The organism is Massilia sp. SYSU DXS3249 (assembly GCF_053668055.1).
Genome location: NZ_JBSIPX010000017.1, coordinates 75,106 through 102,102 on the forward strand (window position 1 = coordinate 75,106; position 26,997 = coordinate 102,102).

A 26,997-nucleotide genomic window follows, 5' to 3' on the forward strand; every position below is an offset into this window, starting at 1 on the left:
ACACCACCCATGAAATCGATCGCTGTCTACTGCGGCGCCTCCGACGGCGCCCGTCCCCTCTACGCCGATGCGGCACGCGCCCTGGCGCGCGCGCTGGTCGAGCACAACATCGCCCTGGTCTACGGCGGCGGCAAGGTCGGCCTGATGGGCGTCATCGCCGACGAAGTGCTGCGCCTGGGCGGCGAAGCCACCGGCGTGATCCCGAAGGCCCTGGTCGAGCGCGAGGTCGGCCACGCCGGCCTGACGCGCCTGTTCGTCGTCAAGGACATGCACGAGCGCAAGGCGATGATGGCCGAGCTCTCCGACGGCTTCATCGCCATGGCCGGCGGCATGGGCACGCTCGAGGAACTGTTCGAGATGGTCACCTGGGCCCAGCTCGGCATCCACGCCAAGCCGATCGGGCTGCTCAATACGGACGGCTTCTACGATGGCTTAGTTAGCTTCGTGCGCCACCAGCAGGAAGAGGGCTTCGTGCGCCCGGCGCACGCGGGGCTGATGAATGTGGATGCGGATCCGGAGGCGCTGGTGAAGCGCTTGCGGGAGGCGGCAGGTATCAAATAGCTCACGTAGGGTGGACGGGTCTCCCGTCCACGCGTTCAACCAGTGCTGGAAGAATGGCAGCGCGACGATGCGACGCGCTGTTGAACGCGTGGACGGGGAACCCGTCCACCCTACCGGACCATGCGGACGGGGCACTCACGCCGCCAGCGACATCCCCGCCATCTGACGGTCGAACAAGGCCTCGATCTCGTCGGCCGGCACCGGCTTGCTGAACAGGTAGCCCTGCATCTCGTCGCACTCGTTGGCGCGCAAGAACGCCCGCTGCTGCTCGGTCTCGACGCCTTCGGCGATCACGCGCAGGTTCAGCTTGTGGCCGAGCGAGATGACGGCCATCGCGATGGCCTGGTCGTCCGGGTTGTCGGCCAGTTCGCTGACAAAGCTCTTGTCGATCTTCAGGCGGCTGATCGGGAAGGTCTTCAACGAGGACAGGCTCGAATAACCCGTGCCGAAATCGTCGATCGACAGCGACACGCCCATCGCCTTCAGTTCGCGCATCTTCGCGACCGACTTCTGCAGGTCGCGCATGATGAGGCTTTCCGTCACTTCCAGTTCCAGCAGCGCCGGATCCAGGCCGCTTTCCTCGAGCGCGGCAGCGACGCGTTCCACCAGCCGCGCTTCCTCGAACTGGCGCGCCGAGACGTTCACCGACATCGTCACCGGCGGCAGGCCGGCGGCGATCCAGGCCTGGGCTTGGCGGCAGGCTTCGCGCACCACCCAGTCGCCGATTTCCACGATCAGGCCGCTTTCCTCGGCCAGGCCGATGAAGCGCTGCGGCGGCACCATGCCGTGTTCCGGATGCTGCCAGCGGATCAGGGCCTCGACGCCGAAGATGGCGCCGTCCTTCAGGTCCACCTTCGGCTGGTAGAGCAGGCGGAACTGTCCAACGGCGCCCCGGGCGGCGGTGGACAGGCCCGCTTTCGTCTCTATCGTTGCCTGCACGGCGTTGCGCAGGCCGTCGAGCAGCACCAGCTTTTCCTCGACGCTGGCATTCATCTCGCGGGTGTAGAACTGGAAGTTGTTGCTGCCCAGGTCCTTGGCGCGGTACATGGCTGCGTCGGCGTTCATCAGCAGCGCATTCGCATCCATGCCGTCGCGCGGGTACATCACCACGCCCATGCTGCAGCTGACCTGCACCACCTGGCCGGCCACCTCCACCGGTTCGGTGACGGCAACCCGGATCTTTTCCAGCAGCGGCGCCAGCGTATGTTCGTCGCCGTTCTGGTCGGGCAGCAGGACCACGAACTCGTCGCCGCCGAAGCGCGCCAGCGTGTCGCTGCGGCGCAGGCAGCCGCCCATGCGCTCGCTGACCACCTTGAGCAGCTCGTCGCCGGCCTTGTGGCCGAGGCCGTCGTTGACGAGCTTGAAGCCGTCGAGGTCGATGAAGGCCAGCGCGACCGACTTGCCGTGGCGCTCCGCGTTCTGGATCGCCTGATCGATGCGGTTGTGCATCAGGTTGCGGTTCGGCAGGCCGGTCAGTTCGTCGTGGTGGGCCATGTGGAAGATGCGCTCCTCCACCTGCTTGCGCTCAGTGATGTCGCGCACGATGATGACCACGCCGCCCTCGACCGCCACCACCTGGCGATGCAGCCAGCGGCCGGCGGCCCGGCGGTCGGATGCCTGCCACTCGCCTTCGCGCGGCTTGCCGTCGGTCGCCACCTGCGCCACGTCTTCGAAGATGCCGTTCTCGCGGTAGTGCGGCAGCACGTCGCACATCAGCATGCCCTGCATCTTGGCGCGCGACAGGCCGATGATGGCTTCGGCGCGCGAGTTGGTCGCTTCGACCAGGAAGTCTGCGACCTTGCCGTCGGCGTCGCGCACCGCGCGCAGCACGAAGAAGGCGTCCAGACTGCCTTCGGAGGCGGCGGCATAGGTTTCCTGGGCGCGGCGGGCGCGGCGCCGCGCCTTGGCCAGCTGCCAGGACCAGACCGAGACCAGGGTCACCACCACCAGCAGCAGCGCCGAGGCGCCGCCGGCAATCGCCAGCCAGGTGCGCCGCGTCTCCTCGTAGGGCGCGAACTGTTCCGGTTGCGAGAGGCCGGCGACGATCGCCAGCGGGAAGCCGTGCAGGCGCTTGACGCTCGTGTAGCGCTTGATGCCGTCGGGGCCGCGGTGGATGGTGACGGTGCCGTCCGGCGCGTCGCCGAGCCCGATGCGCTGGCCCCAGCTGACCTGCTCGCCGATGCGCATGGCGCGCATCACGCCATCGGTCCCGGCCAGGCCGAGCATGCCTTGCTGGCCGTCGCGCGCGCTCTCGTAGGCGCTGGTGAAGTACGAGGGATCGGCTTCGACGATGGCGATGCCCGCGAAGCGTCCCGCCGCGTCGTTGATGCGGCGTGTGAAGTGCAGGTGCGGCTCGCTCTTGGCGCTGTCGGCGACGGTGGCGCCCACGAAGGGCAGGCCGAGGTCGTTGTCGCGGTGGTACAGGAAATAGGCGGCGTTCGAGACGTCTTGCCCGACGGCGTCGGGGTTGCTGGCGACGACGCGCCCGCCGCCGTCGGCAATCGCGACCACGAACACCAGGCCCGGCGGCAGCAGGTCCTGGCGGCGTAGGGCGGGCAGGGCGCCGGCGGGTCCTTCCAGTTCGACCGCGTACTTGAGCACCTTCAGGGTCTGGTCGATGCCGCCCAGGCTGCGCGCCATCTGCGCTTCATAAGTGTCGATGCGTTCGCGGGTGGCGGCGCGCGCGGCGGCGCCGGCCGCGAGGTGGTGGCCTTCGACGAAGCGCAGCGTCAGTCCCCAGATGCCGATCAGCAGCACGATCGCGAACAGCGGCAGCGAGATGTGCGTGTCGAGGCCGCGCCCGAGGAGGCGGGCGAGGCGCGTGCGGCGGGAGCGGGGCGCTTGCTTCGGCAGGGCGGCGGGCGCGGATCTCATGCGTTTCCTTTCAAGGCACCAGCAGGACCTGGCGCACGCTCGGGTCGAGTGCTTCGCGGTCGATGTAGGCGATGGCGCCCGGATCGGCGGCGACGGCCTGGCGCACGGCGGCGTTGCCGGCCAGTTCGCGCGGCGGCTGGCCGCGTCCGGTGAAGACCATCTTCGACCAGTGGGCCTTCAGCAGGGCCGGCGTCTTGCCGGTCAGCCGCTGGTAAAACCCGTCGCGCTGGCTCGAGCCGATCGGCTGGTCGATCGCGGCGGTGACGCTACCGTCGGGAAAGCGCGGCGACTGGCCCAGGAAAATGGCGGCCACCTGGTCCGGGCGCAGGGCCTCGACCGGGCTGCGCGCGGACACGATGACGACCAGTTCGCCGGCCTCTGCCATCGAAGCGGTGAGAAACATGGCCGCCGCCAGTGTGCCGGCGGCGAGCGAGCATAGAGTGTGTTTAACCATGGGCCGCCTCAGAACACGAAGTCGACGACGGCGCTGCTGACCTGCGCCGTGCGGCCCGAGCGGAAGTCGGGAGCGGCATTGATCAGCATGCCGCGCGAGCCGCTGCGCGGCGTCACCCGTTCGTACTGCAGCTTGAGCGCCACATTGGACATGACATCCCAGCGCAGGCCCACGGTGAGCGTCGATTGCGATGGGACGGTCCGCAGTATCGCAGCCATGCCCGCATTCAGGATCGCGCCGGCACGGGCATAGGGCGGCGGCAGGCCCGCCAGGGACAACGCCGCCGGACCTTCGGGCAGCGTGCCCCATACGCGCGCGTAGCCGGCATACGGCGTGACATTCTTGTACCGGTAACCGCTGCTGACATAGATGGATTTGGTGCTGCCGAGATAGGACGCGGTCCTGGAGCGGCCGGCTTCACCCATCACGAACCACTGCCCCGGATCGTAATTGAGGCCGATGCTGTAGCCGGTCGCCCGCTTGTTGTCGGTCGCGAGGCGGGCGGCGATGTCGCGTCCCTGCGCGCCGAAGGCGTTCAGCCCCTCGAACAGTTCCGGGAACAGGGTCATGGTCACGCGCGTGGTGATCAGCGAGGCGCGTGCGCTGAACGCGCCCTGTTCGACGGTGTGCGACAGGCCGGCGATCGCGTTGCCGCGCAGGCGTGCGCTGCCGAACAGGCGCATGTCGGTGTAGCCGTAGAAGGCTTGGGTGGTGCTGCGCAGCGCATCGCCTTCCCAGTGCCAGGTCAGGTCGGCGCCGTCGCTGTTACTGATCGGCAGGACGCCGTAAACTTCGAGCGGCGTGCGCGCCCAGGGATAGGCGTAGCCCACCTTGCGGTAGTCGGCGGCGATGAACATCGGCAGCGCGATGCGTCCCAGGCGCAGCGCCAGCTCCGGGCTGACCTGGTACTTGACGTTGGCCCACTCGACGCGTGGCTCGTAGCTGTTGTCGAGCCGCTGCTCGCTGACCACCTGGACCACGGCCGACCAGCGCGCGCCGAATTGGAGGTCGAGCTGGGCGCCCAGCCGGCTGTCGACGTGGCGGCTCCACGCATTGGTGCGGCCGGCGCCGTCGGCTTTCATGGCCGACGAGGCGAAGTCGGCTCCCTGTTCGTCCGAATGCACGACCCCGGCCGTGCCGAAGCCCGAGAATTTCCAGCCGGGCGAGGCCTCGGCGGCGTGGGCGCCGATGGGCAGGGCGAACAGGAAAGCGGCGCAGGTGGCGGGCAGGAAACTGGCTTGCTGGGTGAGGTACATGGGTGGCTTTCGTCCGTCGGCGTGCTCGTCCGCCGCCCCTGCAGGCGCTGCGGACCCGCATGGCCGGCGGGCGCATGCGTGCTGCACATTACGGTGAGGACTGTAGTGTACGCACTGCGGAAAGTCGAATATATTTACTTACGGAAACGCTTTTTGGTAAGCGAATGTTGCGAACGGGCAACGTCAACCGGATCTCAGTTTTCGCCCAGCCAGAGCCGTTCGCCGCCGTGTTCCATGTGGGTGAGGTAGAGGCGCAGGTCGAGTTCGAACTGGTGGTATTGCGGCTCCATCCAGCAGCACAGCTTGTAGAAGGCCTTGTCGTGCTGCTTTTCCTTCAGGTGGGCCAGTTCGTGCACGGCGATCATGCGCAGGAACTCGAGGGGCGTGTCGCGGAACACGCTGGCGATGCGGATTTCGTGCTTCGCCTTCAGCTTGCCGCCCTGGACACGCGAAATGGCCGTGTGCAGGCCGAGCGCGTGCTGGACCACGTGGATCTTGCTGTCGTAGGCCACCTTGGCGACCGGCTCGGCGTTGCGCAGGTAGTCGGCCTTCAGGTCCTGCACGTAGTCGTAGAGCGCGCGGTCGGTGCGCAGGCCGTGGGCGCGCGGATAGCGCGAACGCAGCACGGCGCCCAGGCGTCCCTCGCCGAGCAGGGTGGCCGCCTGCTGGCGCAGGCCTTCGGGATAGGCGGTGAGGTAACGGAGCTCTTGCATAGGGGCGCGAATGTACCACAGCGCCGTTGCCCTTGCAGAGTCCGGGAAGGTAGATGAAGGAAGAGGGAGGGAGAAGGAAGGAAAGGAAAGGCGGCGCGGGCCCCGGCCAGATCCTGCAGCGATTCCGGCAGCGAATCGGGCAGTGTATCTGGCCGCTGGGTCGTGAGGCCCGCGCCGGCCTGGCGCACCCGGATGCGGTGCGCCTCTTACTGTTCCTTGCTCCCCTGGCGGCTGCCCTTGGACGTACTGGCCGACGCACCCGCCGACGCACCGGCTGCCGCCGCCGCCCGGCTGGCCGATTGCCGGCTTTCGCCGCCCTTGCGGCCGATGTCCGCCATGTGTGCACGGTTGCGGCTCACGGCCTCCCCGCCTTTCTGCCCCGCGCGGCGCGCTTCTTCGGAATCGAATTCGTGCGCCGTGCCTTTCTGGTGTGCGGCCTGGCCGCCCTTGCTGGCGATCTCGCGCTGCTGGTTCTGGTCCATCGCCGCGAAACCGCGCTTGGCCGGTCCGCTACCGCTGCCGCCACCGCTCTTTTGCGCGCTGCCGCCGGAGCTGCCCGCGCTCTTGCCGCTCTCCTTGCTTGTCGCCATGTCGCTCTCCTGGTTGCCCTGCAGTGAAGGGATGAAGTTCGAAGCGCCGCATTGCTGCGCTCGTGCGGTTAGAGACACCGCCTGTTTGATAGTTCCCTGAGCTTGCCGCTCCTGTCGGCCAGGCGCCGGTTTCCAGCCCGGCCGCGAGGGCGGTCCTGTCCTTCAATCGGGTACGCGCGGCGGCGTGCGCCGCCCCTCGTGCGGTTCCATCGCGTCGATCGCACCAGGCAGCGTGTCCGGCGGCGTGTCCAGGCCGTCGAGTTCGGCCCGCCGCGCGGCCAGCGCCCGCGCCAGCTGCCCCAGGTCGAGGCTGGAGGCGCGTGCCGCGTCGAACATCTCGCTTTCCTCCATGGCCACGTGGTGCTCGACCTCCTCGGCCAGCACCGCGATGGTGGCCTCGAAATGTTCGTCGCCCGGGTACATGACCTCAAGCTGGCTGATCAGCTCGCGCGTGCCGGCGTGATCCTGCTCGGCCTCGTCGAGCATCTCGTCGAGCATGTGGTCGTGACTCATTGCCGCGCGCAGGGCCGGATAAAAAATCTCTTCTTCGAGCATGCTGTGCACGGTCAGCTCGTAGCAGATGTCGTCGACCAGTTCGGCCTTGCGCTCGTCTTCGTCTTCGATGTCGCGCAGGCTGTCGAGTTCGCCGAACAGCAGGCGGACCCGCTGGTGGTCGCGCTGCAGCAGCGCGAGTGCGTCGGGGGGCGCGTCGTCGAGCGCGTCCTGGCGTGTGCCGGTGGATGCCATGATGCCTCCGTCAGGGTCGTGGCGCCGCTAGGCGGAGGCATGGGCCGTGCCGGCACGCTCGGCGGCGGTGGCGGCGGCGGTGGTGGCGGTAGCGGCGGCGGCGGTGGCGCCGCGCGCGGCCTGCCAGCCGCCGTCGTTGGCGTCGTGGGCGAAGGTGGCGCCGCTCGAGGCCAGTACGCGCATGACGCCGCTTTGCCAGGTGCGCCAGTGCTCGGCGGCCGGCTGGCCCGCGCGCATCGCGATCGAGACCATCTGGAACGGGTCCTTGCAGGCGGCCAGGGCGCGCCCGAGCTCCATGCCGTCGTCGACCAGCTGGCGCGTCGCCTGCAGGTTCAGGGTGCCGAGCTGGCCGATCGCTTCGACGGTATGGCGCGACAGTTGGGTAAGGAAATCGACCTGCGTCTCAAGCTGCGCGTGCAGGGCCGGACTGTTGGGGGGGAAGGCTTGCATGGATTCCTCGACGTGAACGGTGGATGGATGAGCGCGCCGGTAAGGGCGCGCGCGGCCGCATCGAATGGGGCGTCGGGATAGACGCCGCCAGACCGGTCAAGTTCAAGGATAGTACGCGCATCACCGATATGCTCAATGAGTACGCGATTTATTCAGGCCTCGCTTACCTTCAGCACCAGCTTGCCCAGATTCTTGCCCTCGAAAAGCATCAGCAGGGCGGCCGGGAAGTTCTCGAAGCCCTCGACCACGTGTTCATGGCTCTTGAAGCTGCCCTCGCGCATCCAGCCCGCCAGCTTCGCCACGCCCTCTGGGTAGCGCGCGGCGTAGTCGGTGACCAGCATGCCTTCCATGCGCGCCCGGTTGACCAGCAGCGACAGGTAGTTGGCCGGGCCCTTCACCGGCGCGGTGGCGTTGTACTGCGAGATGGCGCCGCAGATGACGATGCGCGCCTTCATGTTGATGCGGGTGAGCACGGCGTCCAGGATGTCGCCGCCGACGTTATCGAAATACACGTCCACGCCCTGCGGGCAATGCTCCTTCAGCCCCGCATGCACCGGACCGGCCTTGTAGTCGATGCAGGCGTCGAAGCCGAGCTGCTCGACCACGAAGCGGCATTTCTCAAGCCCGCCCGCGATGCCGACCACGCGGCAGCCCAGGTGTTTCGCGACCTGGCCGACGGTCATCCCGACCGCGCCGGCCGCGCCCGACACCACGACCGTGTCGCCGGCCTTCGGCTGGCCCACCTCGAGCAGGCCGAAGTAGGCCGTCATGCCCGGCATGCCCAGCGCGTTCAGCCAGGTCGGCAGCGGCGCCATGGCCGGATCGACCTTCGCCAGCATCGCGGCCTTGTCGTCGGCGGGGCCGGTCCAGAAGCGCTGCACGCCCATCACGCCCATGACGTGCTCGCCCTGTTGAAAGCGCGGCGACTTCGACTCGACCACGATGCCGACGCCGCCGGCGCGCATCACTTCGCCGATGGCGACCGGGCGCACGTAGGATTTGCCTTCGTTCATCCAGCCGCGCATGGCCGGGTCGAGCGACAGATAGAGCAGCTTGACGCGCACTTCGCCATCGAGCAGCTCGGCCAGGCGCGGGGCGGCGCGCTGCCAGTCGCTGTCCTTCGGCAGGCCAATGGGGCGGGCGGCGAGCAAAAACTGGTCGTTGGTGGCTAGTGTCATGGTGGCTCCACAGTGTTGGTCGAAGCGACAACTATACCGAAACAGCCACAAACACGCTGCGCCTCCTGCCGGTTTGGCAAGCCCGTGCGACAATGGACGAGCCCCTTCCCAATGAAAGCCTAACGAGCACGCAGCCATGACGACGTATCCCGAGTACATCCTGACCCTGTCCTGCACGGACCAGCGCGGCATCGTGCTGCGCGTTGCCGGTTTCCTGGCCGAGCACGGCTGCAACATCATCGATTCGGCCCAGTTCGGCGACCCGGAGTCGCACCTGTTCTTCATGCGCGTGCACTTCGCGCTGGAGGACGCGAGCGTGCTGGACGGCGACCTGCGCGGGGCCTTTGCCGCCCTGTGCGAGCAAAGCGGCATGCGCGGCCAGCTGCACGACGCCCATGCCAAGCCGCGCGTGCTGATCATGGTCTCGAAGATCGGCCATTGCCTGAACGACCTGCTGTTCCGCTACAAGAGCGGCCTGCTGCCGGTCGAGATTCCGGCGATCGTCTCGAACCATATGGACTTCTACCAGCTCGCGGCAAGTTACAATATCCCGTTTCACCACTTGCCCCTGGCCTCGGGTGCGAGCGAGTCGGCCAAGCTGGCGCAGGAAGCGCGCATGGTGGAGCTGCTCGATACGCACCAGATCGACCTGGTGGTGCTGGCGCGCTACATGCAGATCCTGTCGCCCGGCTTGTGCGAGGCCTTGAAGGGAAGGGCGATCAACATCCATCATTCCTTCCTGCCGAGCTTCAAGGGCGCGCGGCCGTATGCGCAGGCCCACCAGCGCGGCGTCAAGCTGATCGGCGCCACCGCGCACTTCGTCACGGGCGACCTCGACGAAGGCCCGATCATCGAGCAGGACGTCGAGCGGGTCGACCATGCGATGACGGCCGAGGAACTGACCGCGATCGGACGCGACGTCGAATGCGTGGTGCTGGCGCGCGCGGTCAAGTGGTTCGTGGAACACCGCATTTTGCAGAACGGCGACCGCACGGTCGTCTTTAAATAATTGGAGGAACCTCGATAAACCTACTGCGCGTTGTCCTGGCGGTCTGCGATGCTCGCTGTACTACTCGTACAGCTGCGCTTCTCGACCACCAGGCCTGCCGCTCGCTACGGTTTCTCGAGGTCCTGATAAGGTAACAAGGAACTTGGTATTAATGGCGCTAAAAGCAACGATTTATAAAGCAGACCTGCAGATCGCGGACATGGACCGCAACTATTACGCGGAGCACGGCCTGACCATCGCCCGCCATCCGTCGGAAACCGACGAGCGCGTGATGGTCCGCGTGCTCGCCTTTGCGCTGCACGCGAGCGAATCGCTGGCTTTTACCAAGGGCCTGTTCGATACCGACGAGCCCGACCTGTGGCAGAAGGACCTGACCGGCGCCATCCACACCTGGATCGAGATCGGCCAGCCGGACGAGAAGCGCCTCCTGAAAGCCTGCGGCCGCGCCGAGCACGTGATCGTCTACAGCTACAGCGCGACGAGCCACATCTGGTGGAAGGGCATCGCCAACAAGGTCGACCGTGCGCGCAACCTCACCGTCATCAACATTCCGGCCGAGGCCAGCGCCGGGCTGGAAAAGCTGGCCAAGCGCTCGATGCAGCTGCAGTGCACGATCCAGGACGCGCAGATCTGGCTGACCGACAGCGTCGACACGGTGCTGGTCGAGCGCGAGACCTTGAAGGCCGCTGCCTGAAGCCTATAATCCCTTTATTCATTCTTCCTGAGTCCGCCATGACCCGTTCCTTCCTCGCCCTGCTGGCCGCCGGCCTGTTCTCCACCAGCGCCCTGGCGCAAGTGACCGTGACCGACCCCTGGGTGCGCGCGACCGTGCCCCAGCAAAAGAGTGCGGGCGCCTTCATGCGCGTGCAATCGGCTGCAAACGTGCGCCTGGTCGGCGTCAGCACGCCGGCCGCCGGCCGCGCCGAGCTGCATGAGATGGCAATGGAAAACAACACGATGCGCATGCGCCAGGTCGACGGCATCGACCTCCCGGCCGGCCAAGCGGTCAACCTGGCCTCGGGCGGCTACCACGTGATGTTCTTCGACCTGAAGCGCCAGTTGAAGGAAGGGGAGACGGTGCCGGTGACCCTGGTCGTCCAGGACGGCGCGAAGAAGCGCAGCAGCGTGACGGTCGAGGCGCAGGTGCGGCCGCTGACCTATGTTGCGCCGAAAGCGACGCACGCGGCGGGGCACCACGGGCATTGAGAAGAGGCCTTGCGGTGGAGGCGCCCCCACCGCAACACATCAATCCGCTTATTGCGGCGCGCCGCCCAGACGGCGCACGTCGCCCGAACCGACGCTCGACTTGCTGACGCGCGGGTCGCCGTAATAATGCACGTCGCCCGAGCCGGCGACGGACACCGACAGCTCGCTGCGCGGCCAGACGGTCGCGTCGCCGGAGCCGGCGATCGACACCTTGGCGCTGTCGGCCTGCACGCGGCCGAGGTCGACGTCGCCCGAGCCACCGATCGAGACCGACAGTTTGCCGGCCGTGCCGGAGGCGGCTTTCACGTCGCCGCTGCCGCCCACGGACACCGACAGCGCGTCGCTTTGCACGCCTTGCAGGTTGATCGAGCCGGAGCCGCCGATGGCGACTTTCAGGCGCGGAGTGCGCAGCGTGTCGGCGTCGATGCTGCCCGAGCCGCCGACCGCCAGGTGCTCGATCGAGCGCGCCTGCACCACCACGCGGATCGACTTCGAACGGAAGTTCAGGTTGCGGCGCGCCGGGCGAATCTCCAGCGTGCCGTCTTCGACCACGGTCTCCAGCAGCGGCAGCAGGTTGTCGTCGGCTTCGATGGTGACGCTCTCGGTGCTGCCGATACGCAGTTCGACGTGGCCCGGCACGGACAGCGACAAGCCGTTGAAATTGCCGACCTGGCGCGCCTGCTTGACGACGCGGCCGCTGCCTTGCACCTGCTCGCCGTTGCCCCAGGACCAGGGCGCGGCGACGGTATGCGTGGCGGCGGCCAGGCTGCCGGCGATGCAGGCGGCGAGCAGGGTGCGGCGGGCGATGATGGAGATGCGGCTGGAGAGCGTTTTGTTCATGATGTTGTCCTCACGGTGATCGATGTGTGGACTGTAGCGCCGGCTGTTCTGGCAGGACACGGTTTTGCGACAGAATGCACGCACGCGCGACCAGAATGCAGCCCGGCGGGACGGCGCCGCCCCGGAACGGTGCACCGGGCAAGCGCCATCGGCCCACTTCCACTACAATCTTGCCCTTTTGTTTCCGGCAGTCCCGGTAAGGATGATGTATGAATGCGGCCCTGTTTCTCCTGGCCTTTTGTGTCGGTATTTTCATTTCGGTGCAGGCGGCGGTAAATAGCCAGCTCGCCGGCGCCCTGCACGCCAACTCGGTGGTGGCGGCCCTGATTTCGTTCAGCGTCGGCACGCTCGTGCTCGGCATCGCGGCCTTCGCGCGCGGCGGCGTCGGCGAGGCGGTCGGCGCCCTGGCCCAGCAGCCGCTGTGGAAGCTGAGCGGCGGCGTGCTCGGCGCGGCCTTCGTGTTCGGCACCGTGTTCCTGGCGCCGCGCATCGGCCTGCTCAACCTGGTGGTGCTGGTGATTGCCGGCCAGCTCATCATGTCGATGGCGATCGATAACTTCGGCTTGGTGCACATGGCGGTGCGCAAGGTGTCGGCCGTGCGCATGGCCGGCGCCCTGGTGGTCGTGGCGGGTGTCTGCCTGACCCTGTTCGGCGACAAGATTGTTGCGGCGTTGGAACGCTAAATAATTTCTCGGTTGCACCTGCAATTTCTGGCGGGCATGGTTCTATAATGGTCGGTATTGTCTGAACGACACCCTGATTAGAAGAGCGCCACGCCCGATGGAATTCCACCAGTCCTCGCAAATCCCCACGCTGTCGTATGTCGAAAACGAAGACCACCCGGTCTTCGGCACCCTGGTCGAGCAGATCCTGCACCTGCTGAACTCGCGCCTGGTGTTCTCCGACATCATCATCCACCAGAACAGCCCGCTGATGCTGCGCCAGCCGAAAGGCCTGGTCGCGGTCACCGACTCGCCGATCACGCGCGAGGAGCTGGAAGAATTTTTCGAAGTCATCGAACCGAACTGGGCCGAGCGCATCGCCGACCGCGCCTTCGACCGCTCGATCGACCTGCACACCGCGCGCATCCGCGCCAACTGCTTCACCTTCCAGGGCAAGAAGCGCCTCGGCTGCGTGATCCGCCGCTTCCCGAAGGAGCCGCTGCCGCTGGAAAACCTCGGCCTCGGCGCCGACGCGCAGGAATTCGCGCGCCTGACCAGCGGCCTGGTGCTGATCATTGGTGACACCTGCCAGGGCAAGTCGACCACCATCGCCTCGATGCTCGACGAGATCAACAAGCGCCGCTCGGGCCACATCATCACCATCGAAGACCCAGTCGAGACTCTGATCCCGCAGCGCAAGTGCATCATCACCCAGCGCGAAGTGGGCATCGACGGCGACGTCGAAAGCTATTACCTGGGCGCCCTCGACGCGCTGCGCGAGCGCCCGGACGTGATCGTCATCGGCGAAATCCGCGATGCGCAGACGGCGCAGGAAGCGCTGGCCCTGGCCGAATCGGGCCCTCTCGTGCTGGCTACTCTTCATGCGCGCTCGACCGAAATGGGACTGCAGAAGATGCTGCGCCTGCTCGGCAATTCGGACGCGCAATCGCAGGCCCTGGCGCACGCGCTGCGCGGCGTCCTGTGCCAGGCGCTGCTGCCGTCGAGCGAGGGCAACCGCTACCACCTGGCCACCGAATGCCTGACCCCGAGCCCGGCGGTGGCGCGCCTGATCGAATCGGGCGACCTGGGCGCGCTGCGCACCCACATGAACAGCGGCCGCGACCCCGGTTGCCATACGATGAACTCCTCGCTCGAGGGGCTGCTGGCCGGTCACAAGATCAGCGTCGAGGATGCACGCGCGGCGACCACCGACCGCGTGGGATTCGCCGAGCTGGTTTGAACTCAGGGGGAGACTTTGCGAAGTCTCTCCTGCTGGTTGACGCGTGGAGTCGGGACTCCACCCTACATATCGCGCCAGGCGTAGGGTGGGGTCCCGACCCCACGCGTTGACGTGCCGTCGTGAACCCTACGGGTCAGTCCAGCGGCACATTCCGATAACGGTTCACCTGCGCACTCGACACCGGACCGGCCCCGTTGCCCCAGCTGGCGCGCAGGTAGGTCACCAGGTTCGACACCTGGCCGTCGTCGAGCAGGTGGCTGAAGGGCGGCATGCCGTAAGGGCGCGGATTGCCGGCCGTCCCCGGCGGGAAGCCGCCGTTGAGCACCACGCGGATCGCGTTCACCGGTTCGCCCATGGTCAGGGCGCGGTTGCCGGCCAATGCAGGGTAGGGACCCTTGCCCTCGCCGCGCTCGCCATGGCAGGCGGCGCAGTGCTGGCCGTAGAGCTTCGCACCCGCCTGCATGACCGGTTCCGGCGGCATCGGCGCGGCTTCGCGCACCGGCGTCGAGCTGCCTGGAAGCGACTTCAGGTAGCGCGCCATCGCCGTCAAATCGTCCTTCGTCATGTGCTGCAGGCTCTGCGCCACCACCTCGGCCATCGGCCCGGTCACGCTGGCGCCCGGCGCCACGCCCGTCCCCAGCAATTGCACGATGTGCGCTTCGCTCCAGCTGCCGAGGCCCGCTTCCGCATTCGAGGTCAGCGCGGGCGCGTACCAGCCCAGGGTGGCGATCAGGCCGCCGCCGAGCGTGTCTTCGGTCGCGCCGAACTGGTTGCGCGTGCTGTGGCAGGCGCTGCAGTGCCCCAGGCCCTCGACCAGGTAGGCGCCGCGGTTCCAGGCGGCGTCGCGCGACGGATCCGCCGCCTGCACGCCCGGCTTGAAGTAGAGCAGGCGCCAGCCGGCCAGGGTCAGCTGCTGGTTGTAGGGGAAGCGCAGGCCGTGCGGCAGGCTGGGCTGGCGCACCGGCGGCAGGCTGCGCAGGTAGGCGAACAGCGCGTCCGAATCGGCGCGCGTGACCTTCGTGTAGTTCGTGTACGGGAAGGCCGGGTAGAGCAGGCGGCCGTCGCGCGACTTGCCGTTGTGCAGGGCGCGCCAGAAATCGTCGGCGCTCCACAGGCCGATGCCGGTGGTCGGCTCGGGCGTGATGTTGGGCGCATGCAGGCGCCCGAAAGGCGTGTCGAGGGCGCGTCCGCCGGCATAGGGCACGCCGCCGCGCGCGGTATGGCAGGCCATGCAGTCGCCGGCACGGGCCAGGTAGGCGCCGCGCGCGATGTTGGCTTCAGTGGGCGCAAAGTCGGCGGGCGAGCGCGAGGCGATGAACTCCTCGCGCGGCCAGGCGACCGCGGCCGCCACCGCCAGCACGGCGAGGATGGCGAGCAGTACGACACCGAGACGGCGCTTCATGGCGCGCTCCCGCAAGGCATGGGCAAGGGTTCGGTCAGGCGTGCCGCCGGACGCGCATCCGGCGGCGTCGGTTGCGCCGCCAGCCAGGCGGAAATGGCGGCCACGTCGCCCGGCGCCAGGCGCTCGGCGATGGTGGCCATGCAGTCGGGCGCATGGGCCCGGCGTACCTTGTTGCGCCAGGCGCCGAACTGGGCGTTGACGTAGTCGCGCGGCAGGTTGAGGAGGCCCGGAATGGCGGGCGCTACGCCCGCCAGCTGCTGCCCGTGGCAGGACACGCAGGCCGGCACCTTCAAGCCCTCGTCGCCGCGCCGCACCAGCTGCTCGCCGCGCGCCAGCACGGCGGCAGGTGCAGTCGAGGGCGCCGGCGCCGGAACCGGCGGATGCTGGGCCGCGAAATACTCGGCCATCTCGAGCAGGTAGGGATCGGGCAGGTGGTTGACCATCCAGGTCATCAAGGGATAGCCGCGCCGGCCCTCGCGGAAGTTGACCAGCTGGTTGTACAGGTAGCCGCCAGGCTTGCCCGCGATGCGCGGGAAATACACGCCGCCGACGCGGGTGCCCGCGCCCGCCTTCGGCGCATGGCAGGCGATGCAGGGCGCGAGGCGCTGTTCGAGGGTATCGGGTACGCGCTGCTGTGCCATGGCCGGCAGGGTGGCGCAGGCAAGCAGGGGTAGAACCAGGCGTAGCGGTGTGGGCAGCGGCATACGGATTTCCAAGGTGTCAACTGTCGGAATGATAACGCATCCGTGAATGCAGGATCCTCAGGCCGGCCTTGAGCGCTCACTGTTCATGTATCGTCGACACGGTTTTCCTGACGCACCGGCCGCGGTGACAAAAAGTGAAAATTTCGCCAATTTCTTTTTGTAAAATATTGGCGTCGATTTGATAAGAAAAGTCGCGCTACCTTCACTCTCACTCATCAAGGCCTCAATGCACGCCAGGACTATCGCACTGCTCACCCCGCTGCTGCTGCTTGCAGCTTGCGGCGGCGGAAATGGAAACGAGCCGCCGCCGGATTTGCAGGGAATCTGGTTTCCGGTCGATCTGAGCATTACAGGGCAGCGCAACTTTCCTGTTCTTTTCACACAGACCGGGAACGATATCGTACTCAAGCAGTGTGACCGTTCAACGACCCAACTGCGGTTCGAGGACGGCGTCCTGCTCGGCCCGGGCGGTACGCCCTTTGTGATGCAGCCGGCGGGCGAAGGCATGCTGCTGGGGCGCAGGGGGGCAAGCGCAGGCGAGGAGTTGCGGCGCTACTCGCGCGCCACCGCATTTGAATCGGGAACGGTGTCGCTGGCACTGCCATCATTGCCCCCGCTACAGGCGACGCAAGATGTTTGCGCAGGCAAGGTCTATATGTCAACTGCAGGCAATGCGGCAGTGACGGCAGCCAGTGTCATGATCGCCGCCCCCTACCAGGGAAGCCACGCCGAAATCAGGTTGACCTTGCCCGTGTACCCCAATGTATTTCCACTTGCGGTGCGCACCGGCGAATTTGTCGTCCGGGACAGCGCCGGGTTCCTGCAAAACCCCGACAGCAGCATTCAGGTGGAACTTTGGTCGCAGGCGTTTGTATCGGCCTTCGGGCAGCAATCCATACAAATCAGCACAGGCAGCGTACGCGTCAGCACGTCGGGCAACGGCGTTTACAGCTTCCAGGGGTCGATGAGCACCTCCTCAGGCGCGCCCGTGTCGTTCAGCGCCGAGGTGAAGATCTGAAGAAGGCGGGCGCGGCAGCAGGGCAGGCGTCCTGCCGGACGTTTACTTCGCGGCCGCCGTCGCCCGCCAATGCCGGTACACCCGCAGCGCCACATGCGCGTCATCCGCCGCGTAGAGGATCTGCTTTTCCGACAGGCGCGGCTGGGCCCAGTTGGTGGTGGTGATGCGTTTCGACTTCTGCAGTTGCTGGCCGAAGAAGCGGGCGACCGCGGTCTTGGCGCCGAGGGCGTTGCGTTCGCCGCGGCGCAGGGCCGTCGACAGGTCGATCACGTTGTTGGTTTCGATGCCGAGCTTGCTGCGCAGGCGGCGGATGTCGTCGCCCAGGCCGAAGCCGACTTTCAGGATGCCGGGCGCCTCGAGGACGGCGCGCAGCATGTCGCGCAGGTGTTCGCTGAGGGGCGGGCCGACCTGGATCAGCCAGGCGCGGTCGTCGGTGGCCAGTTGCACCAGGTGGGGGCCGGTCGATTCCTCGCCCTTGGCGAAGGTGGGCTTGGATTCGGTGTCGAAGCCGATCACGTCTGCCTGCGAGAGCGCGGACAGCGCCGCGGCCGCGTCGCGCTCGGACTTGACGAGCACGACATCGGCCAGGGCGATGCCTTCGTACGGCGGCAGCGATTCTACGTCGGGAGCGATGCTCATCGGCGGCGCTGGGTGCCGCTCAGTTACGCGAGAACTTCGAGGCGAGCTGCTGCAGCTTTTCCTGGCGCTGGCGCGCCGCTTCGGCTTCGGCGGCGGCGGCTTTCTCGGCCTTCTTGCGCTCGGCTTCCTTCTTGAAGCGCAGTTGCAGCTGTTCCTTCGCGTGGCTGCGGTGGGTGTCGGTCACTTCCGCGCCGGCAACGCCGTCGAGGTCGTAGCGCACGGTGGCCTTTTCCATCGAACGCAGGTAGCGCATCGAACCGGTGTGGATGCCGAGCGCGGCGCGCATGGTCTTGCGGTCGAGGCCGGGCAGGCGCGCAAGCAGCTGCTTGTCGATGCCGATGGCCAGCGGCAGGCAGTCGCGGAAGGCCGGGAACTGCTGCTGCAGCTGCTTGAGCAGGGCGCGTGCCGATGGTGCCTGGGCCTGTTGCTGGGCTTGCGCGGCCGGCGCGTCGGGCGACTCGGCAGCCGATGCGCTCATTGGCGCACTTTCCGGCACACTTTCCGGCGCGATGTCGGACGCAAGGTCGGCGACGTTCGCTGCCTCGGTATTCGGGTTTTCGGCTGGGGTAGGGGAGGTAGCGTCGACAGGCTCGGCGGCAGGACTGATGGTGTTCATTGACTTCATGGTAATAACAGGAATCCGAAGGATAGCATGCTGGCTCGCACTAGTGGCGCGGTCTATCGTGTGACTTCCGCTGAGTGTGTCCGGCTAACCGGATGTCAGCGCGGCGATCGGCGCCAGGCCCCGGGTCGGGCCGTGCGCCGCCGATCGCGAAATCGTGTATGATCCGCCTCTTGCCCTGCGTGCGGCTTGCGTGTACGCAGACGGAGCTAAGTGTCGTCGCTGGACGAAAAAGCATCAATATGCGATTTGTTTATATCCCATATGGGATATTTCAATTATCACCAATTCTTGCTTTGAGGCATAATCCTCCTCTTCAGTCCCAGAGACAGATGCAAGCCCGTTTCATCCGACGGGCTTTTTTTCATTCCGACATGCACAGCGCGATCTTAACTACTGCCTCTCGAATTCCTGCCACGAACGGACCCGGCCATGCCGGAGGCCGCCGCAGGGAAGGCATGCTTGATTTCGGCCTGTCCGCCCTTAAGTAGGGCCATTCCCCGATTCGTTCCCCGGCCCATGCGGGCCATGCGCAATTTTTGACCTCGCAGGCGCGCACCGCCTCGACAGGAGAGTTTTTTCATGAAGAACACCGCCAAGACACTGACACTGACAGCAAAGAAAGCCCCGGCCAAGAGCGCCGCGGCGCAGCTGGCGGTGCCGAAAACCGCGACCTCCTACTTCCTCGAAACGGAAGCGGCGGCCAAGGTGACGGTGGTTAAGAGAGGTTCGCGCCTGGCTTCCCTGAAGGCCCAGGCCGACAACGCGACCGCTGCCGAGCCGGCGGCGGTCGAGGCAGTCGAGCCCGTGCAAGCCGAAGCGGCGGCCGAGGCGCCGGTCGAGGCGTCCGCGCCTGCGCCTGCGCCGGCAGCCGAGCCGGTTCAGCCGGCCGCAACCCCAGCCGCACCCGAGGCCGAGTTCACCGACTACCTGGTCGCCGCGCCTGCCGCGGCGGCCGTGGTCGTGCGCAAGCGCGGCTCCAAGCTGGCTGCCCTGAAAGCAGCCGAGGAAGCGCCTGCGGCCGCAGCGGCTCCAGCTCCAACCTCAACTCCGGCGCCTGCAAAAGCACCGGCCGCCGCCGTCATGGCCGAGGACGCGCCGAAAGTCGTGCGCGCCCGCACCGTGCGCCGCGTCGAGCCTGCCGTCAACCCTTCGACCGTCATCCAGACCGCCGGCAGCGCCGTCAGCCAGACCACCGACGCCGCCGCGCTGGCCGCGATCGACACCACCGGCTACCTGCTGCCGCAGGTGAAGGTGCCGGGCCGCCGTGGCCGCAAGCCAAGCGAATTCACGCCGGAAAACGACGAAGTTGCGGCGCTGAACGCCGTCGAGCGCGCCGAACTGAAGGCCGTCTCGAAGGCGCGCGAGCGCAAGGCAAAGGGCATGCCGTCGCTGGGCAGCGAGCAGGGCTTCTCGGAAGTCGAGCTGGAAAAGCGCCGTACCCAGTTCAAGAACCTGATCAACATGGGCAAGGAGCGCGGCTACCTGACCCATGCGGAGATCAACGACCACCTGCCGGAAAACATCATCGATCCGGAAGCGATCGAAGGCATCATTGCGACCTTCAACGACATGGGCATCGCCGTCTACGAGCGCGCTCCGGAAGCGGAAATGATGCTGCTGTCGGACAATGCCGTGACCCCGACCAGCGAAGACGAAGTCGAGGCGGCTGCCGCAACCGCGCTGTCGACCGTCGATTCGGACTTCGGCCGTACCACCGACCCGGTGCGCATGTACATGCGTGAAATGGGCGCGGTGTCGCTGCTGACCCGCGAAGGCGAGATCGAGATCGCCAAGCGCATCGAAGAAGGCCTGAAGGACATGGTCCAGGCGATTTCGGCCTGCCCGACCACGATCTCGGAAATCATCGGCCTGTCGCACAAGATCGCCGCCGACGAGCTCAAGATCGACGAAGTCGTCGACGGCTTCGTCGACCATAACGAGAGCAGCTCGCCGGCACCGGCGGCGAGCGTAGCGGCCTCTTCTTCTGAAGACGAGGAAGAGGAAGAAGAGGAAGTCGAGGAAGAAGACGGCGACGCCGCGGGCGGCGCGGCCGGCTACTCGACCGAACAGCTGGCGCAGTTAAAAAAGGGCGCGCTGGAAAAGTTCGCCCTCATCGAAGAGCAGTTCGACCGCATGGGCCACGCCTTCAAGAGCACCGGCTACGGCTCGAGCGCCTACATGAAGGCGCAGGAAATCATCTCGAACGAGCTGCTCGGCATCCGCTTCACGGCGAAAGTCGTGGAAAAGCTGTGCGACACCCTGCGCGGCCAGATGGACGAAGTGCGCTCGATCGAGCGCGCCGTGCTCGACATCTGCGTGAACCGCTGCGGCATGCCGCGCGCCCACTTCATCAAGGTCTTCCCGGGCAACGAGACGGACCTGGAATGGGGCGACCGCGAAGTCGACTGCGCCTACCCGTACAGCGCCGTGCTGGGCCGTAACCTGCCTGCGATCAAGGAACTGCAGCAGCGCATGATCGACCTGCAGGCACGCGTGGCCCTGCCGCTGGCCGACCTGCGCAAGATCAACAAGCAGATGGCCGCCGGCGAAAAGCGTGCCCGTACCGCGAAGCGCGAAATGACGGTCGCCAACCTGCGCCTGGTGATTTCGATCGCGAAGAAGTACATCAACCGTGGCCTGCAATTCCTCGACCTGATCCAGGAAGGCAACATCGGCCTGCTAAAGGCGGTGGACAAGTTCGAATACCGCCGCGGCTACAAGTTCTCGACCTACGCGACCTGGTGGATTCGCCAGGCGATCACGCGTTCGATCGCGGACATGGCCCGTACCATCCGCGTGCCGGTGCACATGATCGAGACGATCAACAAGATGAACCGCATCTCGCGCCAGATCATGCAGGAAACCGGCAGCGAGCCGGACCTGGCCACCCTGGCCCAGAAGATGGAAATGCCGGAGAACAAGGTTCGCGAGATCATGAAGATCGCGAAAGAGCCGATTTCGATGGAAACTCCGATGGGCGAGGACGGCGATTCGCAGCTGGGCGACTTCATCGAGGACAACACCACCCTGGCCCCGCTCGACGCCGCGCTGCACGCGTCGATGCGCAACGTGATTAAGGAAGTGCTGGACTCGCTGACCCCGCGCGAAGCAAAAGTGCTGCGCATGCGCTACGGCGTCGAGATGTCGAACGACCACACGCTGGAAGAAGTGGGCAAGCAGTTCGACGTGACCCGCGAGCGTATCCGCCAGATCGAAGCCAAGGCGATGAGCAAGCTGCGCCAGCCGTCGCGCTCGGACAAGCTGAAGACCTTCCTGCACGACAAGTAAGCCGTTTCAGCCTCTACGAAAGCCGCCCCGTCGCAAGACCGGGCGGCTTTTTTGTTACATCGCCATTCCCGGCAGTTATAGGTTTTGACAGCAATTTCATTGGAAGCAAGAATTTTCCCCGCGTAACCTCTTAAAAAGATGGCAATGCCGCGGCCCCGTTTGGAGAGACGGGACGGGAGAAATCAAGAACGACGCATACGGGCCGTCGGTATGCGGATTTTCACGCACACAACAATGAAAAAGAACATCCTGCTTGCCGCGATCGCATCGCTATTCGTCGTATCCACCGCCGCCCAGGCCCAGGCCACATCCGCATCCCCACCCGCCCTCAAGCGCGAGCTGCGCGGCGTCTGGATCAGCACCCACCTCAGCCTCGATTGGCCGAACCGCACCCACACGCCCCAGCAGCAGCGCGACGCCCTGGCCGGCATCCTCGACCACAACAAGGCGACCGGCATGAACGCCGCCTTCTTCCAGGTGCGCAGCCAGTCCGACGCCATGTACCCGAGCGAGCTGGAGCCGTGGTCCTACTACCTGACCAACAACCAGGGCAGCGCTCCGGCGCCGATCTGGGATCCGCTGCAGTTCGCGATCGACGAGTCTCGCCGGCGCGGCATGGAATTCCACGCCTGGATCAATCCCTACCGCGCAGTCGCCACCGCCACCAGCGCCGGCAATACGGCCCAGTACGCCGCCAACCACGTCTCGCGCACCCATCCGGAATGGATGCTCACCGTCGGCAACGTGATCATCCTCAATCCCGGCCTGGCCGCCGTGCGCGAGCACGTGACGACCGTGATTATGGACATCGTCAACCGCTACGACGTCGACGGCATCCATTTCGACGATTACTTCTACCCGGCCGGCACCATCAACGACGACGCGGCCTATGCGGCCGACCCACGCGGCTTCCCGGCCACCGCGGCGGGCCGTGCCGACTGGCGGCGCGACAACATCAACCTGCTGATCGCCGGCGTGAACGAGCGCATCCGCGCCGTCAAGCCCTGGGTCAAGTTCGGCGTCTCGCCTTCGGGCATCTACCGCAGCAGCACCGACCCGGCCATCGGCTCGCCCACTTCCGCCGGCGCGTCCCAGCACTACCTCGGCAACTTCGCCGACACCCGCAAGTGGCTGCAGCAGGGCTGGGTCGACTACCTGGCGCCCCAGGTCTACTGGTATATCGGGCAGACGGGCTCCGACTACAAGCTGCTGGTGCCATGGTGGAACCAGAACAGCTTCGGCCGCCATATGTACATCGGGATCGCCGACTACAAGATGAACACCGCCGGCTGGCTTGATCCGAAACAGGTCGCCAACCAGATCGCGCTCAACCGCGCGCAGGGGAACATCGCCGGGCAGGTCCACTTCCGCCACGCCTTCCTCGCCGCCAATCCGCTGGGCTACCGCACCGACCTGCAGCAGAACGTCTACCACCGCCCGGCGCTGGTCCCGGCGATGCCGTGGAAGGACGCGCTGGCGCCCGCCGCGCCGCAGGGACTCGCTGCTTCGGCCGGCGACAACGCGGTCGTGCTGTCCTGGGCGCCGGCAGTCGATACGCATGACGAGATGGAAAAGGTGCGCCGCTTCGCCGTCTACCGCTCGCCCGTGCGCGAATTCGACATCGAGGCGGGCGAGAACCTGGCCGGGGTGACGGAAGCCGCCACGCCCGCGTTTGCCGACACGAAGGCCGAGGCGGGCAAGTACTATTACTATGCCGTCACCGCCCTCAACCGCCTGAGCAACGAGAGCGCGCCGTCGAACCTGGTCACCAACGATTTCGAGGCGCCGGTTGTGCGCACGCGCGACGTGTCGGTGACGCTGGCCAACGGCACGGCGGGCCTGCAGGCGGCCGACATCGACGGCGGCTCGCAGGACAACTGGGGTATCGAATCGCTGAGCGCCTCAAAGGCGAGTTTCAGCTGTGGCGACATCGGCGCGCAGCAGGTGACGCTCACCGCGGTCGACAAGGCGGGGCTGAGCGCGACCGGCACGGCAACCGTGAATGTGCTGGGCCGCATCCCGCAGCCGGCGATCGCGCTCAGCCGCCAGGATGCGACGCCGACCGGCGCGCCGGACAACACCATCGTGCTGGGTTATGGTGCGCAGAGCCTGACCCTGCAGGCCAGCGATGGCGGCGATGTCGATTCCCGCACCAGCTTCGCGTGGACGCCGGCCGCAGGCCTGTCGGCCTCGGGCGCGGTCGCCAACTTCGCACCGACCGGTCCGGGAACCTTTGCCTTCACAGCCCAGGCCATCAGCGCAAACGGCTGTCCGGCGCAGGCGACCGTCACCGTCCCGGTGATCGACGCGCGCTGCGGCGACGGCAAGGTGGCGGTGTGCCAGAAGCCGGGCAGCGGCAATGCCATCGGCGGCACCGTGTGCGTGGCGCCGGCAGCGGTGCCGGCGTTCCTGCGCAAGGGGGAGACGCTGGGGAGCTGCGCGCAATAAATAGGTGACGCTGCGCGTAGGGTGGGCGCTCCGTGCCCACGCGAACGCCGGCGTCGCGTTACCGTGGATGCGCGGCCAAACACCGCGAAAAAACGGACACGGTATCGTGGACCATCTGGATATGCGTCCGATGTGCGCACCGCAGGGTGCACACACCGGTAACACCAGGCGACCTTCCGCGTGGGCACGGAGCGCCCACCCTACGTCTCGTCACCCCGTATTCCGCAATCCCGCCGCCACCCCGTTGATCGACAGGTGAATCCCCCGGTGCACGCGCGGATCCATTTCGCCAGGCTCACGCGACATCGCCCGGTGCCGGTGGATCAGCTCGACCTGCAGGTGGTTCAGCGGATCCAGGTAGGCGAAGCGGTTCTGGATCGAGCGGGCCAGCAGCGGGTTGCCCTCGAGGCGTTCGGTGGCGCCGGTGATCGCTTCCAGGCGGCGCAGCGTCTCTCCATGCTCGGCCGCGATGCGCTTGAAGATGCGCTCGCGCAGGGCGACGTCCGGCACCAGCGAGGCGTAGCGCGAGGCGATCGCCAGGTCGGTCTTGGCCAGCACCATGTCCATGTTCGAGAGCAGGGTGGCGAAGAACGGCCACTCGCGGAACATGCGCTGCAGCGTTGCCAGTCTGGCTCCGTCCGCATCACCTTCCAGCCAGCCGGCCACCGCCGACCCGAAACCGTACCAGCCCGGCAGCAGCAAACGGCACTGGCCCCAGGAGAAGCCCCAGGGGATCGCGCGCAGGTCTTCGATGCGGCGCGTCTTCTTGCGCGAGGCCGGGCGCGAGCCGAGGTTCAGTTCCGCAATCTCGGCGATCGGCGTGGCGGCGAAGAAGTAGTCGGTGAAGCCCGGGGTCTCGTAGACCAGGTCGCGGTAGGCGGCGTAGGCGCGGTTCGACAGCTCGGCCATGACTGCCTCGAAGGAGGCCAGTTGCTCAGCCTTGTCGCCTTCGGCTGGATGCGGCGTCAGGCTGGCCTCCAGCGTGGCGGCGACCAGCAGTTCCAGGTTGCGGCGGCCGATTTCCGGGTTCGAGAACTTGGAGGCGATGATCTCGCCCTGTTCGGTCAGGCGGATCTGGCCGTTGACGGTGCCCGGCGGCTGCGCCAGGATCGCCTGGTAGCTCGGGCCGCCGCCGCGGCCGACGGTGCCGCCGCGGCCGTGGAACAGGCGCAGGCGCACGCCGGCGCGCTCGAAGACGTCGACCAGCTTCAGTTCGGCCTGGTAGAGCTCCCAGTTCGAGGTGAGGAAGCCGCCGTCCTTGTTCGAGTCCGAGTAGCCGAGCATGACTTCCTGCAGCCGGCCCTGGTTGTGGATCAGGCGGCTCACCAGCGGGATCGCCATCCATTCTTCCATGATGGCGCTGGCGCGCTGCAGGTCGGGGATGGTCTCGAACAGCGGGATGACCATCACGTCGGAAACGCCCTTGGCCGGGTGCAGCAGGCCCGCTTCCTTCTGCAGCAGCAGCACTTCGAGCAGGTCCGACACCGCCTCGGTATGCGAGATGATGTAGTTGCGGATCGCCCGCACGCCATAGCGCTCGCGGATCTCGCGCGCGGCGCGCACGATGGCCAGTTCCGACTGCGTCTCCTCGGTGTAGCCCTGGTAGGGCGAATACAGAAGGCGCGGCTGCGCCAGTTCGCCCAGCAGCAGCTTGACCTTGGCCTCTTCGGACAGGGCCGCGTAGTCGGCTTCGACCTGGGCCTTTTCGAACAGCTCGGCCAGCACGCGCTCGTGCACGTCCGAGGTCTGGCGCATGTCGAGCGAGGCGAGGTGGAAGCCGAAGATGCGGGCGGCGCGCATCAGGCCCGCCAGGCGCGGCAGGATCAGCATGGCGCCGTGGTTCAGCGTGAGCGAGTCGCTCAGCACCTGCAGGTCGGCCGCGAATTCGGCGGCGTCGCGGTAAGGAGCCGCGTGACCGACTTCCTTGCGCAGGATGTTGGTCGCGCCCAGTTCGCGCGCGCTGGCGGCCAGCCGGGCGTACATGCCGATCAGGGCGCGCCGGTAGGGCTCGTCGGCGCGGTGCTCGGACTGGTCGGTCGAGCGGTCGGCCAGCGCCTGCATGGCGGGCGTGATGTCGACCATCAGGGTCGAGGTCGAGAGCTCGGCGCCGAGCGCATGGGTTTCCTCGAGGTAGAAATCGAGGATGGTGGTGGCATGGCGCATCACCGCGTGGCGCATGGTGTCGGCGTTGACGTTCGGGTTGCCGTCGCGGTCGCCGCCGATCCAGCTGCCCATCTGCACCCAGGCGGCGTCGCCCAGTTGCGCGGGGGCGCCGTGGTACTGGGCGCCGATCTCGTCCTCGATGTCGTCGTACAGGGCCGGGAGCTCGCGCAGGAAAGTGATGCGGTAGTAGGAGAGGGCGTTTTCGATCTCGTCGGCGACGGTCAGCTTGGTGTAGCGCAGCATGCGCGTCTGCCACAGGGTGGCGATGCGGGCATGCAGCAGCTGCAGGTTGCGCACCTGCTCCTTGGGCGTCAATGGCAGGTCGCGCTCGGCCAGCAGGCGGGCGATGTCGTGCTCGGCGTCGAGGATGCTCTTTCGCTGCACTTCGGTCGGGTGGGCGGTGAGCACGGGGGCGATCAGCGCATTGCGGAAGAAGGTCTCGACCGTCTTCTGGTCGACCCCGGCGCCGCGCAGCTTGCCCAATGCGTAGCCGACGCTGCCTTCGCGCGGACGCGAGCCGGCCAGCAGGTGGGCGCGGCGGCGGCGGTTGTGGTGCTGGTCTTCGGCGATGTTGGCCAGGTGCGAGAAGTAGGAGAAGGCGCGCACCACCGAGATGGTCTGGTTGCGCGTCAGCTTGTGCAGCAGGGTGGTCAGTTCCTCGCCGGCCTCGGGATCGGCGTCGCGCCGGAAGCGCACCGCGGTCTGGCGGATGGTCTCGACGACGTCGAACACGGCGTCGCCTTCCTGGTCGCGCAGCACGTCGCCCAGCAGGCGGCCGAGCAGGCGGATGTCTTCTTTCAGCGGCGCGTCCTTGTCGGGCGTAGAGGAGAGGGCAGCGGAACTGTCTGCGGGAGCGCCCGCGATGGTGCTCGGTACGGCAATTTTATCCATGTCGGCCATAGTTCTCGATTGTCAGGTACACCAAATGGG

Annotated in this window: 23 protein-coding genes; 9 read left to right on the forward strand and 14 right to left on the reverse strand. The window is 66.8% G+C overall.

The window, feature by feature from the left end; genetic code table 11:
• The first annotated feature begins 9 nt into the window (after positions 1-9).
• Positions 10-561 carry an LOG family protein gene (locus tag ACWCIA_RS18455; RefSeq protein ID WP_454165603.1) on the forward strand — a complete coding sequence of 184 codons (552 nt, stop codon included), beginning with the start codon at positions 10-12 and terminating at the stop codon, positions 559-561.
• A gap of 135 nt (positions 562-696) precedes the next feature.
• Here ACWCIA_RS18455 and ACWCIA_RS18460 read toward each other — a convergent pair whose 3' ends face one another.
• The 8 genes from ACWCIA_RS18460 to ACWCIA_RS18495 form a co-directional block, all read right to left on the reverse strand.
• The gene (locus ACWCIA_RS18460) at positions 697-3,435 is read right to left on the reverse strand and encodes a bifunctional diguanylate cyclase/phosphodiesterase (RefSeq protein ID WP_454165604.1); all 2,739 of its coding nucleotides are present in this window, start codon (positions 3,433-3,435) and stop codon (positions 697-699) included.
• 10 nt (positions 3,436-3,445) lie between these two features.
• Positions 3,446-3,838 (reverse strand): phosphate ABC transporter substrate-binding protein, encoded by a 393-nt coding sequence (locus ACWCIA_RS18465; protein ID WP_454165605.1) that lies wholly within the window; start codon positions 3,836-3,838, stop codon positions 3,446-3,448.
• Positions 3,839-3,897: 59 nt separating this feature from the next.
• Positions 3,898-5,145, reverse strand: a complete 1,248-nt coding sequence (locus ACWCIA_RS18470) for a porin (protein WP_454165607.1) — start codon at positions 5,143-5,145, stop codon at positions 3,898-3,900.
• A 194-nt stretch (positions 5,146-5,339) separates the two neighbouring features.
• Positions 5,340-5,858, reverse strand: coding sequence for a YgjP-like metallopeptidase domain-containing protein (locus tag ACWCIA_RS18475; protein WP_454165609.1), 519 nt, complete (start codon positions 5,856-5,858; stop codon positions 5,340-5,342).
• 206 nt (positions 5,859-6,064) lie between these two features.
• Positions 6,065-6,448: a KGG domain-containing protein gene (locus ACWCIA_RS18480; protein WP_454165611.1), complete on the reverse strand. Its 384-nt coding sequence runs from the start codon at positions 6,446-6,448 to the stop codon at positions 6,065-6,067.
• Positions 6,449-6,610: 162 nt separating this feature from the next.
• A complete protein-coding gene (locus ACWCIA_RS18485) occupies positions 6,611-7,195 on the reverse strand; it encodes a hemerythrin domain-containing protein (protein ID WP_454165613.1) in 585 nt (194 codons plus the stop codon).
• Between the two features lie 27 nt (positions 7,196-7,222).
• Positions 7,223-7,645 (reverse strand): phasin family protein, encoded by a 423-nt coding sequence (locus ACWCIA_RS18490; protein WP_454165615.1) that lies wholly within the window; start codon positions 7,643-7,645, stop codon positions 7,223-7,225.
• Positions 7,646-7,797: 152 nt separating this feature from the next.
• The gene (locus tag ACWCIA_RS18495; protein WP_454165617.1) at positions 7,798-8,823 is read right to left on the reverse strand and encodes an NADP-dependent oxidoreductase; all 1,026 of its coding nucleotides are present in this window, start codon (positions 8,821-8,823) and stop codon (positions 7,798-7,800) included.
• Positions 8,824-8,959: 136 nt separating this feature from the next.
• Here ACWCIA_RS18495 and purU point away from each other — a divergent pair, with 136 nt between their 5' ends.
• The 3 genes from purU to ACWCIA_RS18510 all read left to right on the forward strand — a co-directional run bounded on the left by purU (position 8,960) and on the right by ACWCIA_RS18510 (position 11,038).
• A complete protein-coding gene (purU, locus tag ACWCIA_RS18500) occupies positions 8,960-9,832 on the forward strand; it encodes a formyltetrahydrofolate deformylase (protein WP_454165619.1) in 873 nt (290 codons plus the stop codon).
• Positions 9,833-9,983: 151 nt separating this feature from the next.
• Positions 9,984-10,526, forward strand: coding sequence for a YaeQ family protein (locus ACWCIA_RS18505; protein WP_454165621.1), 543 nt, complete (start codon positions 9,984-9,986; stop codon positions 10,524-10,526).
• 38 nt (positions 10,527-10,564) lie between these two features.
• Entirely contained in the window at positions 10,565-11,038 is a 474-nt protein-coding gene (locus ACWCIA_RS18510) for a copper chaperone PCu(A)C (RefSeq protein ID WP_454165622.1), read from the forward strand.
• A gap of 48 nt (positions 11,039-11,086) precedes the next feature.
• Here the strand turns inward: ACWCIA_RS18510 and ACWCIA_RS18515 are convergent, their stop codons facing one another.
• Positions 11,087-11,878 (reverse strand): head GIN domain-containing protein, encoded by a 792-nt coding sequence (locus tag ACWCIA_RS18515; RefSeq protein WP_454165624.1) that lies wholly within the window; start codon positions 11,876-11,878, stop codon positions 11,087-11,089.
• A 209-nt stretch (positions 11,879-12,087) separates the two neighbouring features.
• On the opposite strand from ACWCIA_RS18515, the gene ACWCIA_RS18520 reads away from it, so the two are divergent.
• Entirely contained in the window at positions 12,088-12,561 is a 474-nt protein-coding gene (locus tag ACWCIA_RS18520; protein ID WP_454165626.1) for a DMT family transporter, read from the forward strand.
• A gap of 97 nt (positions 12,562-12,658) precedes the next feature.
• Positions 12,659-13,780, forward strand: coding sequence for a type IV pilus twitching motility protein PilT (locus ACWCIA_RS18525; RefSeq protein WP_454165628.1), 1,122 nt, complete (start codon positions 12,659-12,661; stop codon positions 13,778-13,780).
• Between the two features lie 133 nt (positions 13,781-13,913).
• On the opposite strand, the gene ACWCIA_RS18530 is transcribed toward ACWCIA_RS18525, so the two are convergent.
• Complete coding sequence (locus ACWCIA_RS18530; RefSeq protein WP_454165629.1) at positions 13,914-15,182, reverse strand: c-type cytochrome; 1,269 nt, start codon at positions 15,180-15,182, stop codon at positions 13,914-13,916.
• Positions 15,179-15,886, reverse strand: a complete 708-nt coding sequence (locus ACWCIA_RS18535) for a c-type cytochrome (protein WP_454165631.1) — start codon at positions 15,884-15,886, stop codon at positions 15,179-15,181. Before ACWCIA_RS18535 ends, ACWCIA_RS18530 begins: the two co-directional genes overlap by 4 nt.
• A 226-nt stretch (positions 15,887-16,112) precedes the next feature.
• Between ACWCIA_RS18535 and ACWCIA_RS18540 the strand changes: the two genes are divergently transcribed.
• Complete coding sequence (locus ACWCIA_RS18540; protein ID WP_454165632.1) at positions 16,113-16,904, forward strand: hypothetical protein; 792 nt, start codon at positions 16,113-16,115, stop codon at positions 16,902-16,904.
• Between the two features lie 42 nt (positions 16,905-16,946).
• Here ACWCIA_RS18540 and ACWCIA_RS18545 read toward each other — a convergent pair whose 3' ends face one another.
• Positions 16,947-17,543 carry a 3'-5' exonuclease gene (locus tag ACWCIA_RS18545; protein ID WP_454165633.1) on the reverse strand — a complete coding sequence of 199 codons (597 nt, stop codon included), beginning with the start codon at positions 17,541-17,543 and terminating at the stop codon, positions 16,947-16,949.
• Between the two features lie 19 nt (positions 17,544-17,562).
• Complete coding sequence (locus tag ACWCIA_RS18550) at positions 17,563-18,021, reverse strand: ProQ/FINO family protein (RefSeq protein WP_454165688.1); 459 nt, start codon at positions 18,019-18,021, stop codon at positions 17,563-17,565.
• 726 nt (positions 18,022-18,747) lie between these two features.
• Between ACWCIA_RS18550 and rpoD the strand changes: the two genes are divergently transcribed.
• Both rpoD and ACWCIA_RS18560 read left to right on the forward strand, forming a co-directional pair.
• Entirely contained in the window at positions 18,748-21,456 is a 2,709-nt protein-coding gene (gene rpoD, locus ACWCIA_RS18555) for an RNA polymerase sigma factor RpoD (RefSeq protein ID WP_454165634.1), read from the forward strand.
• A gap of 234 nt (positions 21,457-21,690) precedes the next feature.
• Positions 21,691-23,904, forward strand: a complete 2,214-nt coding sequence (locus tag ACWCIA_RS18560) for a family 10 glycosylhydrolase (protein WP_454165635.1) — start codon at positions 21,691-21,693, stop codon at positions 23,902-23,904.
• Positions 23,905-24,114: 210 nt separating this feature from the next.
• On the opposite strand, the gene ppc is transcribed toward ACWCIA_RS18560, so the two are convergent.
• Entirely contained in the window at positions 24,115-26,958 is a 2,844-nt protein-coding gene (gene ppc, locus ACWCIA_RS18565; RefSeq protein WP_454165636.1) for a phosphoenolpyruvate carboxylase, read from the reverse strand.
• Between the last annotated feature and the right edge of the window lie 39 nt (positions 26,959-26,997).